We start from the raw sequence: 13769 nt of genomic DNA, 5'->3' as shown, positions 1-13769 counted from the left end.
GGTTACCTCTCCCCTTTTAAAAGCTCGACAATTTCTCTGACTTGCTCTACCTTAACATCCTTACGGATTTCTACTTTGCCGATCTCCGTCGGGATGATGTAGACCATCGTACCTTCTTTGAATTTCTTATCGTGCATCATCGCACCCAAGATGCTGTCCGTATCCAAATGTGGTGGAATGCTGATAGGCAATCCGTATTTCTCGAACAGACCCTTCGTCACCGTATGGATGTCCTCGGCATAACCGAACTGCTGAGCTAACTTAGCAGCCCCCACCATGCCAATTGCAATCGCTTCACCATGCAGCAGTTCGCCATAACCGGCAACTGCTTCCAAGGCGTGACCAATCGTATGGCCGAGATTCAAGATGGCACGTAAATCATTCTCGCGCTCATCTTGAGAGACAACGATAGACTTGACTTTACAACCTATGTAAAGCGCGTAACTGAGCGCTTCCGGATCTAAGGCAAGCAGCTTCTCCGCATTGTCGTCGCACCACTTCGTGAATGCAGCGTCCCAGATCAAGCCATGCTTGATCACTTCCGAGAGGCCCGCCTTCACCTGGCGGGGCGGCAGCGTTAGAAGCAAATCGATGTCGAAGAGAACGAGCTCGGGCTGGTGGAACGCCCCGATGATGTTCTTCGCCATCGGATGGTTAACCGCGACCTTGCCCCCGACGGAACTGTCGTGGGCAAGGATCGTTGTCGGGATCTGCACGAAGCGGATCCCGCGCATGAAGCTCGCCGCAGCGAAACCGGCGAGGTCGCCGACCACGCCTCCTCCAAGGGCGACGATCGCAGAACTGCGATCGAGGCCCGCCTGGAGGGCGGCGGTGACAATTCCCTCGAGCTGCGCGAGGGATTTGGAGGTTTCGCCTGCGGGCACGACGCAGGCCGTGGCGGCGAAGCCGCCATCACGGAGCAGCGTCATGACGCGCTCCAGATGCAGCGAAGCCACCGCATCATCGGTGACTACGAGTAGTGGCGACTTGCGGCTAAGCTTCGCCCGGTCAAACAGAGCCGTGATATCGTTAAGAATGCCTTGGCCGATATAAATAGGATAAGACCGTTCTCCAAGATCTACGGTGAGCTCTCTCATATTAGTAGCTCTCCACTTGGGCTAAGAAGTTGGTTAAGTTCGCACGAATTTCCTCAATCGAGTCGCCGCCGAATTTATCCAAGAAAGCATTCGCTACTTCCCAAGCAATAACATTCTCCATAATCACGCCTGCAGCCGGAACCGCACAAGTGTCAGAACGCTCAACTTGAGCCGTGAATACTTCCTTCGTATCAATATCAACGCTTTGCAGCGGCTTGTAGAGAGTCGAGATTGGTTTCATTACACCGCGCACGATAATTTGCTCGCCCGTTGTCATACCACCCTCAAAGCCACCAGCGCGATTCGTTCTGCGACTAAAGCCATCTTCTTTTGTGTATAAGATCTCATCATGAACATTGGAGCCTCTACGCTCTGCAGCCTCGAAGCCGATTCCGAATTCAACACCTTTGAAGGCTTGAATGGAAAGAACCGCTTGCGCAATTTTACCATCCAGCTTACGATCCCATTGTACATGGCTGCCAAGTCCTACAGGAACGCCTTCAATGATAACTTCAACGATCCCACCTAGTGTATCTCCATCTTCCTTGGCTGCGTCGATCGCGGCGATCATTTGAGCTTCAGCCTCTTTATCAACCACACGTACCGGTGAATCTTCCGTGATTCGAATAAGCTCATCCAGTGGAAGTTCTTGACGCTTTGCTTCTACATCACCGATTCGGATAACTTGTCCTGCCACTTTAATGCCGAACTCAGCCAACAATTGGCGCGCTACAGCTCCTGTAGCTACACGCATCGTCGTTTCACGCGCACTTGAACGCTCTAGAATGTTACGTAAATCTTTTTGATTATATTTGAGGCCACCGTTTAAATCCGCATGTCCCGGACGAGGACGGTTTACACGACGTTTGCCTTCATTATCCTCTTCTACCGGCTCAATCCCCATTACCGTTGTCCAATGCTTCCAGTCGTTATTAACAACAACAAGCGCGATTGGAGCTCCTGTTGTTTTACCGTGGCGCACTCCGCCTGCAATGGTTGCTGTATCTTTCTCAATCTGCATCCTACGACCGCGACCATAGCCTTTTTGACGTCTATGCAATTGGAAGTTCAAATCTTCAAAGTTGAGAGTTACATTACTTGGAAACCCTTCAATAATCGCAGTGAGCTGCGGGCCGTGCGTTTCACCTGCTGTTAAATATCTCACAATCTGTTACCCCCTATGAGTTTTGCGAAGCATCACTAGCTTCGTAAGCATACACTTTTGAGTATTACGAAATCATACTAACTTCGTAAGTATTAACTATAAAGATTTGCGTAGCAATACTAACTTCATAAGCATCCGCTTTTGAGTAGTTGCTTTCTTAAACACTTTAGCGCTTTGACGCGCGATTATCTTTTGTCATTATAGTATAGCTACTCGGGTTTGGCAACAGCACAAACGCAAAAACACGCTTCGCACGTAAGGGAGAATCCCCTTTGTGAGAGCGTGTCTACATCTAGTCAGGAGCAAAGATTACCCGTGCATAGGCTGCTTTTGGACAACTCTTGGGAGTTCGGAGAGCTGTGGATCATTCATGAGACCCACGATTTGTGACGAATCGACTCCCAAAATCTGCGCACATTCCTGAATGGAGATCATTCCCCTGCGATAAGCGGTAATCACTTTGCGTTTGTCCATAATTGCCTCCTAAGAGTTATTGCCTTAGCAATAACTTGCATCGTAAGCGTTACTGAGATTTCCGTAGCGTGAAAACTAGATTATAAGCATAAGTTTCTGCTACATCTTAGTATTGGAATATATGGAAGATCTTATACACCCTTTTTGCGATAAAAGAAAGTATCAGCCGGTTCTAGCTCATACTGCCCTGGGGAGAAAATTTGCTCTGTAGAACCAACAAACAATAATCCACCTGGTTTCAATGCTTTTGAAAATTTTTGGTACAGGACATGCTTTGCTTCTTCCGTAAAATAAATGATCACATTGCGGCAAACGATGAGATCATAGCCGGTATCAAATGTATCAACAAGCAGGTTTTGCTTTTGAAATTTAATGGATTTTTTCAGATCGTCCGTAATATGATACATCAATTGTTCTTGTCGGAAATATTTCTTCGCATACTTTTCAGGCACATCTCGCAATGAACGATCGAGGTAGATCGCTTTGCGTGCTTTTTCCAAGGCGCCATCATCAATATCCGTCGCATGTAAATGAGCTTCATTAAGTGCTCCCTGTTCTGCCAAAATCATCGCTAGTGTATAAGGCTCTTCCCCCGTAGAACAAGCCGCACTCCATACTTTCAAGCGTCGGTTCTTCTTCAACATCTCGGGTACAAATTTCTGCTCAACAAGCTCCCAACGATTCGGATTCCTCCAAAACTCAGAGACATTAATCGTCATACGATCCAAAAATTCATAGAATAGCTCTTTATCCTTCATCATCGCATCAAAAAAAGCGACGAACGTATTATAACCACGCTTCATCCGTAGAGTTGTTAGACGTCTTTTCATTTGCGCTTCTTTATAAAGAGCAAGATCAATGGACGTGTGTTCTTTTACTTTTTTTATAAATAACAAAAAATCTTGATCTTCCATGCTGTCCACCCACCTTGGTCAATTTCTGTTGATAAGAAAGTATACGTTTTATACTTTTGCTTCGCATCAACCTTGACAAACGCGCTCGTCCCTAGGGACGACGAAGTCGTTTATCCTGGAGTAACATACATTCTGTAAGCAAATACCAAAATCCTTTATAATACGACAAAAAAAGAACCCGCATCCGTTTAGATGTCAGGTTCTTTGTTTTTTTGAACTAGATCCATTGCTGAATGACTTTAATATATTCAAAAAGCTCGTCCGATTTAAAGAAATTGCTAATTTCGCGCTCAGCGCTTTCAGGTGAATCCGAACCATGAATGAGATTTAAATGCGTATGAACGGCAAAGTCACCACGTATTGTTCCCGGTGATGCTTCAAGAGAATTCGTTTTCCCAATCATCGTTCGGGATAATGGAATGACTTGATCCCCTTGCCATACCATCGCGAATACAGGTCCAGACGTAATAAACGTTACAAGTCTTTCGAAAAAATCTTTACCTTTATGCTCCGCATAGTGAAGTTCGGCTTGCTCCCTTGAAATAACAGTTAGCTTGCTGCCGATTAATTGAAAGCCCTTCTGTTCAAAGCGTTTTACGATTTCGCCTACAAGGCCGCGTTGTACGCCATCCGGTTTAACCATCAAGAATGTTTTTTCCATGTAAGGACTCCTCCTTATAGTTTCCGTAAGAAAACTTGTGCATAAACTTACTTAGGTTCAATCTATGTATTCTCCACTAGTTTACACTTTTTGGCAGCTTTTCTCAAATCGAAGAACAATACATTAATAAGAACGATTTCCGATAAAATGTGCAATTTCAATGAGATCTTTCTTGGCTTGAACATTTGGCAGCTTGTCCAGAGAAGCTATTGCCTTATCAAGATACTTCTGAGAAAGTACCTCAGCTTTATCTATGCCTTCACTGCCACGGATCATATCCAAGAATCGACTTACATCCGTTTGTCCATCCAGCTTATGTATACGGTCTAATTCAGACAAAATGAGCGGCTTCAAGGATGGATCCTGCATCGCGAGCAGGACAGGTAGCGTTATGTTTCCTTGTTTGACATCGCTGCCCGGCGGTTTCCCTATTTGCTTTTCTGTACCGATTAAATCCAGAATATCATCCCGTATTTGAAACACCATACCTATGTTATAGCCAAAAGCATACAGCTTGCTGCTTACCCAGTCGGGTGCATCCGCCGCCATCGCCCCTAGTTGGCATGAAATGGCAATTAGAAGAGCCGTTTTACGTCTAATCCGTAATAGATAATCTCGAATTGTTTGCTCTGATTGGAAAAAGAAACGAATTTGTTCCATTTCCCCAATTGACATCTCTACGATGGCTTTAGACATAATTTGATGGACTGCTGGCTTATGAATTTGGGTTATGACTCCTAAAGCTTTGGCAAAAATATAATCTCCTGTGAACATAGCAATCCGATTATCCCATTTGGATCGGACCGTCAATTGTCCGCGTCTAGTGTTTGCATCGTCAATCACATCATCATGAACAAGCGATGCCATATGAATGAGCTCGAGCGGTACAGCGACGTGCTTCATCGTTTGGAGCTGATAGCTCCCAAACTCGCCAGAAAGCAGAACAAAGACGGGGCGAATCCGTTTCCCTCCCGCTTTCAGTAAGTGCATTGAAGTTTCTCGAAGCATCGCATGATCTGTATAGACGCTTTCCTCGAGCTCTTTTTCAATTGCAGCTATATCTTTTTTCTTTCTCGTATAGATTTCCATTAAATTTTTCATTCCGTCACCCGTGCGTTCTTTTTCTCTGACCATAACCCAATGCTAACCGGTTTCGGCAGGAAACCAAGCTCATAGCAGTACTTGTAATACGTAGCAAGACCTTCCCATTGTTCCGATCCAAAATCATAACATAGCGTATGAAAATAATGATGCCAAAATGGAGATGTCCCACCTACCGTACTTTGTGCCTCGCGTATCATCTCTTCCGGATTTCTGTGTGCCTTGGCTTTACTAGCCATGAAGGCCTCAAAAGCCGCTGCAACTAGTTCCGGATACTTCTGGGTTGTCTCTTTACGAATCGCCCATACGGCAAATGACATCCACTGTCCTGTCCATTTGGCCCATTCTTGCCCAAGATCTGTAATCATATACGTTTTATTGCGCCAACTCTCTTTAATCGCATCGTCTCCGATCAATAAAGCGCCGTCTGCTTTTTCCATCATCTCTTCTAAATTGGGTTTCGCATATTCATAAGTCGGATTCCCATTATAGAACTTTTGGAGAATGATTTTGAGTAAGTTCACCGACGTAGCTGAGGTTGTTGGCAACACAATATGACCATTCGCAATTTCGCGTAACGGCTTTTCATGGAACAACAGTATGGAATTCACTTCTCCATAAGCGCTAACTGAAAGATCCGGGTACAGCACGTAATTTTCAAAGGATTCTCCGTAAGCAAAGGAAGAAATGGGCCCCATATCGATGTTCCCAGCAGCCATTTCTTGATTAAGTGAGGTTGGGACTTGTTCAATAATGTCGACCTCAGAGCTACTCATAAGTTCGGGAAAGTAATAGTAGATCGGCCAAACGTTTGTATAATTAATCCGGCCAATTCGTATTTTAGGGTCTAGGTTGCTCATTGTTATCTCCCCATCTTCGGTACAAGGAATGTTCAATGTCCATGCTATCCAGCACTTTACCCACCAAAAAATCGACCATCTCATCGATTGAGCGCGGACGATTATAAAAGGCCGGCATAGCTGGAAGCATGCGCACGCCCATTCTCGACAAGGTCAACATGTTCTCCAAATGTATGGCGTGTAATGGCGTTTCCCTTGGAACCAGGATTAATTTTCTTCCTTCTTTGAGCATGACATCCGCTGTTCGCTCCAATAAATTATCAGATGAACCATGAGCGATCCCTGATAAAGTTCCCATTGAGCAAGGAATAACAACCATACCCTTGGTCCGAAAAGATCCACTGGCCACGGTTGCCCCAATATCAGCAATTGGATGATAGTCAAAGGAACCAGCGCGTCCGCCAAAATGTTCCTGCAGCATTTCTTGGCGTTTACTTACGTTCCAATCCAATTCATCATGCAGCACTCTCCAGCCTGCATCCGTAACGATTAGATGTACGCGTAAACCTTGATCCAGCAGCACTTGGCTGAGCCGCACGCCATAGATTGCACCACTAGCTCCAGTGATTCCTACTACCCAGTTACCGCTCATGAATGCTGACTCACAAGCACATCAAGTAACGTGAAAGCAAACATCACTAGGCTCAGTACACCGTTCATCGTGAAAAACGCTGTATTCAATTTGGACAAGTCTTGCGGTGAGACAAGTCTATGTTCTTTATACAAAATAAAATAAGCGATAACGAGGCCAATTAAATAGAACCAACTCAAATGTGTGATGAAAAACAAAGTGACTAAACCAACGGCCGTAAGAACATGTAGGACACGAGCGGTATTCAAGGCAGCCTTGATCCCGAATCGGCTTGGTAAGGAATGCAGACCTTCATTCCGATCAAACTCGGCATCTTGACAAGCATAAATCAGATCGAAACCAGCGCTCCAACATACTACCGTCAAGTAAAAAATAATAGAAGACCATGTAAATTGACCGGTTACGGCAACCCAGCCCCCAAGTGGAGCTAACCCTAATGTCAAACCTAAGACAAAGTGGCAAGTCCATGTAAATCTTTTGGTGTATGAGTAAAAGACAAGAAAAAACACTGCAATTGGCAGCAGTTTCATGGATAAAGAGCTTAAATTTGAGGTTGCCCAGAAAAGCATTGCAAACGAAATAATAATATAAATAATAACCTGCTGAATGGAGATAAGCCCCGCGGGAATGGCTCGATTCTCCGTCCTTGGATTTCTTTTATCAATGGCTTTATCAATCACACGATTCAAGGCCATCGCTGCTGTTCTCGCTCCAACCATAGCTAGTGTTATCCAACCGATCTGGGCCCAGCTAGGCAGATGTCCATTTAATACGACTGAGCCTAGAATTGCTCCCATGAACGCAAAAGGCAATGCAAACACACTGTGCTCAAATTTAATCATTTCCAAAAATATTTTCAATTTAGTAAACATATGCTGACTACACTCCTGATTTCGTTTTCCCCTTGGTTCCTATATGCAATGCTGCAACCCCACCTGTTAATGGGTGCGCCTGTACATGTTCCAATCCTTGGTTCGTAAAAATAGCGGCTAACTGTTTATGATCTGGAAAATGGATTAATGATTCCGGCAGCCACTTGTACTGCTCGTACTTCTTTACTATTAGCTTGCCCAAAAAAGGTAGTACACGCTGAAAATAAAAATAATAAATGGACTTGAATGGCTGCCAAGTTGGCTTAGAGAGCTCTAAAGACACAACTAGCCCTCCTGGCTTAACGACACGCTGCATTTCACGGATGACCTGCTCCAAATCGGGAACATTACGAAGGGCAAATCCGATCGTTGCGTAATCAAACGTATTGTCGTCAAACGGAAGACTCATCGCATTACCTTGAATTAGCTCAATCTGCTGATCCAAGTGAAGCTGCTTGATTTTCACTGCACCGTAATCCAGCATGTTTTGGCTAAAATCCAGCCCAACCATCTTTCCGCTTCCACTCGCCTGAGCAAGACTGATCGTCCAGTCACATGTGCCACAGCACAGATCAATAGCTGTCTCTCCAGGCTGCACATTCATCTTCTTCATTGTGAATTTACGCCATGCTTTATGCCTACGGAAGCTTAGGATACTGTTCATAAGGTCATATTTGGGTGCAATACTTTCAAAGACAGAGTGAACGAATTCTTCTTTGGTTTTGGTTGTATTCGTTTTGCTATTTGTTTTTGTCATATTCATCTTGGATGTCACCTCAAATTTCTTCTAGCACTTTGGGCTGCTTCGCTGAGAATCGAAGAAACGGCTCCCCAATGTGAAACAGTTCACTTATTAGTTTATCCGATTCAAGTTGCTGTACTTTGGACTGTAATTGCTTAGTATGGGAGTCCAGCATCTGATACAGCTGCGAAGTAATATTATATTTATGAATGAGCGTACGAAGTCTGGCTTGATCGGACTCTTCCGCATGCAGCTGCTTCCGTTCTTCTTTCGTACCATGCTGCAGAATGTGCCAGAATCCCCAGCTGTCCCTGAAATTCGCTGCAGATTCGACGCGGAAAATCTCTTCAAATATAACCTCACACTTTGCATAACTTCTCAGAATATCAGGCCATGCTTGGTCATAGACCTCAGACATAAATTCAGAGAAAGACAAAAACAGCTGAGATTTAATTTCCACGGTTAGGTGGATGTAATCTTCTGCCGTCAATTTCAATTGCTTCATTTTCATGTAGATATTCATCTTGAGACGGTTGACTTCACAGATTGCATTCGACAACTGTTTAATCATCTCGATCTGGCCTGCCTGAGCAAGGAGATTGTAAAAGCGGGAACTGAAATAATCCCCTGCAAGAACTTTTAGCTGTCTTGATCTTGCTGCCTTTTTCTCTTTGACATCATTGGAAGCTGTAACCAAATCATGGGTATCGAGTGCAAGTTGAACAAGCGACGTAGCTAGCGTATACAACTCGCTTGAAGAACTAAACTTACTGTTTCCGTTCAAGAATGCAAACAACAGACGTGTGCGAAGCTCCGGAAAATCGGGCAAGTCTGTGTGATTTTGAATCATATCATACTCTGTGTATTGCTTAGCGATCTCTGGGATCCGATAAGAATTCATGCAAAAGCCTCCGTAACCGTGTGCCAAATCATTTATGTTCTAAACATGCTCAATTCAAATCATTATATCATAACACGTACATAGAAGCACATTTAATTATAAGGGATATCTTTGCTGCCATTTCGAGGTGTATGTGATACGAAAACGGTTTTGTAATTGCTGCTCCAGTTGAATAAGGCTGAGTTCATTCGCATTCTTCTCCATATCCTTCCCATATTCGCGCTCTGCAACCATCGCTAGCACAAGCTGTGTAGATGTTGAATCTGTAACACCCGAATAATCGATGACACGAACCCAAATTTGATTTACATTTTTCGTTTTCGTTATCATGGTTTGTGCGATTGTGTACAAATCTCGATAGACGGCTGCTGAATCCGCGTTTTTCGGTAAGCTCAAATCAAGAGACATGCGGGAGTTGCTCAGCTCGACTTTGCGAATCCGCAGCTGAAGTGGGACTTGCACCAGTAAATCAACCATATTATTATTTGTGAGCTCTCCTGCACGATTGCTTGACCAATTATAAGGCGACCCTAACCCCGTGGAACGATCCATCTTTGGAAGTACAGATAGACAGACGACCATAATAATAGATAGACCTAACGTTATCACAATACGCATCGACCATTTCATTGAACAAGCACCTCCTACACTTTGCAAGCACAAACGAATTGATTAAGCATTCGATAGTTCCAAGCCCTATACACCATTGTACAAAGAAAAAAAGCAGGCTATGCCTGCTTTAACAATTATAAATTATTCTTCTGTGTCAATCGTACCGTACTTGGTCATAATAAGCGCCTTGCCTCTAACCTTTACTGCAGATGTATGCTCCGTGAACTGAGCAATCATGACTTCACCCTTGTCCAGCTTTTCTGTATGATGAAAGCGAGTATCTTGACCACGAGTTAGACCAATGACATGTACACCATTATCCTTGGCTTTAATAACGAAATATTCATTGCCATTCGTATTCGGATTATTTGATTTATTCGATTGTTCCATTTCCATCCTCCGTTCTTGCCCTAAACTACAATCCTAACCTTCATGATGCCAAAAAAAGCATCGGGAAGTCAACCAGCTTTAAACTGTTAGTTCATTGGATGCTGCTTTCGTTCCTTTTTGGTAAAATTTCTTAAATGTAGTTGGCAGCATATTTTTGGATCCTAAGCGAATGAGAAAATCAGATAGCTTGACTGTACCATAAGCAAATAGCATCCCAGCGAATACATCAATCAGCCAATGAATTTGTAAGTACAAGGTTGAGAAAATGATTGCCGCGCAGTATGTGACCATCATTGTTTTGAATATACGGTCTTTTTCTCGTAGGGCCAGAAGAAGCATAGCAAAGGAGATGGATGTATGCATACTAGGGAAACAGTTCATCGTTGCCACGAGTAAAGAGTTTTCATCCGTAAAAACTCGGTGTAATAAATCAGGCTGCTTATTAACGTACCAGACTTCACGCAGCAAAATTAAATTGTAAAAAGGCAAAATAAGCGGGAATTGCAGCATGTGACCGGATAATGCATAAGAAAGCATCTTTTTAATACTGCGTGTCCAGAAGCTCCGCACAATACAGATCCACAAAGATAAAACAAAGCCGTAATTATAAATCCATACCATCGCTCTATCTAGAAAAGGGGATGCAATCCATCTCGCCCATCCGCCCGTATTCAACGGGATTGCGTTCATATAATCATCCCAATGCCACGGATGGCGGTTATTCTCAAACATCCAATTGGCGACTCTCCACCAGAAACCATTTCCCGTCCCGTAGAAGTAATAAAATACACCTAGTAAAGGAATACCAAATAGGAAGAATCGTTTCCAATCCACGTCAACCTGGTCTTTGCGGACACCTAGCAAACAAATTAACAGCAGAATCCAACATTCCTTACTCCAGTTCCCGACCGTCCCGATGCGCCAAACCAAGTAAATAGAAGCGATAATGCCAAACATCGTCCAATCTTGCGATTTCACGAGCGCGTTCAGTTTCAACTTATTCAAGACCGTTCCCCCTAAATCTTCTAAGAAGTTCTATCTGTTATGGAACAAGCCTCTTCATGAGAAAAAGACATCGGATGACGATGTCTTTTTCATAATCGGAGTAACACGATTCGAACGTGCGACCTCACCCACCCCAAGGGTGCGCGCTACCAGGCTGCGCCATACCCCGTTTGTAACTTAGGTTACTTATTCACTTTTGTAATTATAGTAGGAGATTTTGGAATTGTAAAGGCATTTTCTATTAGCAATAAATAAAGCCGCGACAGCTATTAGCGGTCACGGCTTTGTTGTTATATAACGTTCAATAGTATGTAAAACGCAATTATTGAATGCCATCTTTAAGTGCTTTACCAGGTTTGAAAGCTGGAATTTTGCTTGCTGGAATTTCGATTTCATCACCAGTCTGTGGATTACGTCCTTTACGAGCAGAACGTTCACGAACTTCAAAGTTACCGAATCCAACTAGTTGTACTTTATCCCCGCCTTGCAGCGCTTCGGAAATTGCATCAAAAACAGCATCAACTGCTTTAGTTGCATCTTTCTTGGAAAGCTCAGAGGTTTCAGCAACCTTGTTAATCAATTCAGATTTATTCATGCCATTCACCTCCCCCCAAGATTTCTCACTTCCGTTACTTCCTGTTTTCACCGTTTCTTCAGAAAATATACATTATCTAATGAAAAATCGTTGATTTTCTTAGTAAAAATGAACTTCGAAAGCAGACGAATAAATTTATAGTAATACACTCCGACAGCAATTTCAAGTATCGCTTTCCAATTTATGTAGGTATTTTTGCTATTAAACGACAAAAAACACTCTTTTGAGTGTTTTTTGTCTACATATTTACAAAATTATTGCAATTAAACCGCCAGATCCTTCGTTAATAATTCGGCCAAGCGTCTCCTGCAGTTTATAGCGGGCATTGTCCGGCATCTGGGCAAGTTTCCCTTGAATCCCCTCACGAACGATCGAATGAAGCGATCTTCCGAATATATCGGACTCCCATATTTTAAGCGGATTATCTTCGAAATCCTGCATGAGATAGCGGACAAGTTCTTCACTTTGCTTCTCCGTACCGATAATCGGTGAGAACTCCGACTCCACATCCACACGAATCATATGGATAGACGGCGCTGTAGCCCGTAAACGGACACCAAACCTAGATCCTTGACGGATTAACTCCGGCTCATCCAAAGCCATCTCAGCGAGCGTCGGAGGCGCTATGCCGTAGCCTGTCGTTTTCACCATTTCGAGCGCCTCGGCGAATTGATCATATTCTCGTTTCGCATGTGTGAAATCCTGCATTAACTGAAGCAGATGATCTTTGCCGCGAATTTCTACCCCGACCACTTCGACCAGAATGCGGTCGTATAATTCATCAGGCGCAAACAGGTCAATCTCCGCTACACCTTGCCCCATATTAAGTCCGGCTAAAGCGGCTTTATCAATGAACTCATATTCGGCGAATTGACTGACGACACGATCAACGTCGCGCAAGCGTCTAATATCCTGAACCGTATCACGTACGGAAGCTTCGAATTGAGTCCGCAGCCAATGATTCTCGTCCAGAACCATCACCCAGCTTGGTAAGTTCACGTTCACTTCATGAACAGGGAACTCATAGAGCACTTCACGCAGTACTGAGACCATTTCCTCTTCGCCTGCGCTTGCTACACTCATTGTCACAACAGGGACGTCGTAGCGGCTTTGGCAGCTCGCTGCGCAGCTCAAGCGCAGGCTCACTATTCGGTTTCTGTGAATTAATGATGACAATGAACGGTTTGCCTACTTCTTTCAGCTCATTAATGACTCTTTCTTCTGCCAACACGTACGAAGACCTCGGAATATCAGAAATCGTACCATCGGTAGTTACAACAACACCGAGTGTCGAATGTTCCTGAATGACCTTGCGTGTTCCGATTTCAGCTGCTTCCTGGAATGGAATCGGTTCATCGAACCAAGGTGTATTGATCATCCGCGGTCCGTTCTCGTCTTCATAGCCTTTGGCGCCATCGACTGCGTAACCTACACAATCAACAAGGCGAACATTCACATTCAGCCCTTCAGCCACCGAAATTTGGACCGCCGTATTCGGTACGAATTTTGGCTCCGTTGTCATAATCGTGCGGCCAGCAGCGCTCTGCGGGAGTTCATCGGTAGCCCGGATCCTATCCGCTTCACTTTGAATGTTAGGAAGCACTACAGATTCCACAAAACGCTTAATAAAGGTTGATTTTCCTGTCCGGACCGCTCCGACAACCCCCAGGTAAATGTCCCCTCCCGTTCGCTCTGCAATGTCCTTAAAGATATCCACTTTCTCCAAGAGAATCCCTCCTACAGTTTGGTCGTCAACTGACTCTTGTGACGGTAACAATTGACTACTCG

General features: G+C 44.1%; 15 protein-coding genes, 1 tRNA gene and 1 pseudogene. All 17 read right to left on the bottom strand.

The window, feature by feature from the left end:
* Positions 1-2: 2 nt before the first annotated feature.
* Positions 3-1097 (bottom strand): 3-dehydroquinate synthase, encoded by a 1095-nt coding sequence (aroB, locus tag QFZ77_RS18900; RefSeq protein ID WP_307441782.1) that lies wholly within the window; start codon positions 1095-1097, stop codon positions 3-5.
* Position 1098: 1 nt separating this feature from the next.
* The gene (gene aroC, locus QFZ77_RS18895; protein WP_307441780.1) at positions 1099-2262 is read right to left on the bottom strand and encodes a chorismate synthase; all 1164 of its coding nucleotides are present in this window, start codon (positions 2260-2262) and stop codon (positions 1099-1101) included.
* 309 nt (positions 2263-2571) lie between these two features.
* Positions 2572-2736, bottom strand: coding sequence for a hypothetical protein (locus QFZ77_RS18890; RefSeq protein WP_164826741.1), 165 nt, complete (start codon positions 2734-2736; stop codon positions 2572-2574).
* 131 nt (positions 2737-2867) lie between these two features.
* Positions 2868-3650: a CheR family methyltransferase gene (locus tag QFZ77_RS18885; RefSeq protein WP_307441779.1), complete on the bottom strand. Its 783-nt coding sequence runs from the start codon at positions 3648-3650 to the stop codon at positions 2868-2870.
* Positions 3651-3867: 217 nt separating this feature from the next.
* Positions 3868-4311: a nucleoside-diphosphate kinase gene (gene ndk / locus QFZ77_RS18880; protein ID WP_307441777.1), complete on the bottom strand. Its 444-nt coding sequence runs from the start codon at positions 4309-4311 to the stop codon at positions 3868-3870.
* Between the two features lie 123 nt (positions 4312-4434).
* On the bottom strand, positions 4435-5412 hold the full coding sequence (locus tag QFZ77_RS18875) for a polyprenyl synthetase family protein (protein WP_307441775.1): 978 nt from the start codon (positions 5410-5412) through the stop codon (positions 4435-4437).
* A complete protein-coding gene (locus QFZ77_RS18870) occupies positions 5409-6272 on the bottom strand; it encodes a menaquinone biosynthetic enzyme MqnA/MqnD family protein (RefSeq protein ID WP_307441774.1) in 864 nt (287 codons plus the stop codon). The genes QFZ77_RS18875 and QFZ77_RS18870 overlap by 4 nt, the downstream gene beginning before the upstream one ends.
* Positions 6253-6864, bottom strand: a complete 612-nt coding sequence (locus tag QFZ77_RS18865) for a UbiX family flavin prenyltransferase (RefSeq protein ID WP_307441773.1) — start codon at positions 6862-6864, stop codon at positions 6253-6255. Before QFZ77_RS18865 ends, QFZ77_RS18870 begins: the two co-directional genes overlap by 20 nt.
* Positions 6861-7736, bottom strand: a complete 876-nt coding sequence (locus QFZ77_RS18860; protein WP_047674183.1) for a UbiA-like polyprenyltransferase — start codon at positions 7734-7736, stop codon at positions 6861-6863. The genes QFZ77_RS18865 and QFZ77_RS18860 overlap by 4 nt, the downstream gene beginning before the upstream one ends.
* A gap of 7 nt (positions 7737-7743) precedes the next feature.
* Positions 7744-8493: a demethylmenaquinone methyltransferase gene (locus QFZ77_RS18855; RefSeq protein ID WP_307449639.1), complete on the bottom strand. Its 750-nt coding sequence runs from the start codon at positions 8491-8493 to the stop codon at positions 7744-7746.
* Between the two features lie 19 nt (positions 8494-8512).
* Positions 8513-9379, bottom strand: coding sequence for a heptaprenyl diphosphate synthase component 1 (locus tag QFZ77_RS18850; protein WP_307441771.1), 867 nt, complete (start codon positions 9377-9379; stop codon positions 8513-8515).
* Positions 9380-9475: 96 nt separating this feature from the next.
* Positions 9476-10009, bottom strand: coding sequence for a hypothetical protein (locus tag QFZ77_RS18845; protein WP_307441770.1), 534 nt, complete (start codon positions 10007-10009; stop codon positions 9476-9478).
* Between the two features lie 123 nt (positions 10010-10132).
* Complete coding sequence (mtrB, locus tag QFZ77_RS18840; protein ID WP_047674174.1) at positions 10133-10381, bottom strand: trp RNA-binding attenuation protein MtrB; 249 nt, start codon at positions 10379-10381, stop codon at positions 10133-10135.
* 78 nt (positions 10382-10459) lie between these two features.
* On the bottom strand, positions 10460-11386 hold the full coding sequence (locus QFZ77_RS18835) for a phosphatase PAP2 family protein (RefSeq protein WP_307441769.1): 927 nt from the start codon (positions 11384-11386) through the stop codon (positions 10460-10462).
* Between the two features lie 95 nt (positions 11387-11481).
* Positions 11482-11555: transfer RNA gene (locus tag QFZ77_RS18830), tRNA-Pro, on the bottom strand.
* 153 nt (positions 11556-11708) lie between these two features.
* Complete coding sequence (locus QFZ77_RS18825) at positions 11709-11981, bottom strand: HU family DNA-binding protein (protein ID WP_029193008.1); 273 nt, start codon at positions 11979-11981, stop codon at positions 11709-11711.
* Positions 11982-12227: 246 nt separating this feature from the next.
* Positions 12228-13707: pseudogene (gene spoIVA / locus QFZ77_RS18820) on the bottom strand (stage IV sporulation protein A).
* Between the last annotated feature and the right edge of the window lie 62 nt (positions 13708-13769).

It is taken from the genome of Paenibacillus sp. V4I3 (genome assembly GCF_030817215.1).
GTDB lineage: Bacteria > Bacillota > Bacilli > Paenibacillales > NBRC-103111 > Paenibacillus_E.
Note: the sequence above shows the minus strand (reverse complement) of the source record. Positions and strands in the feature narration are given on the sequence as shown.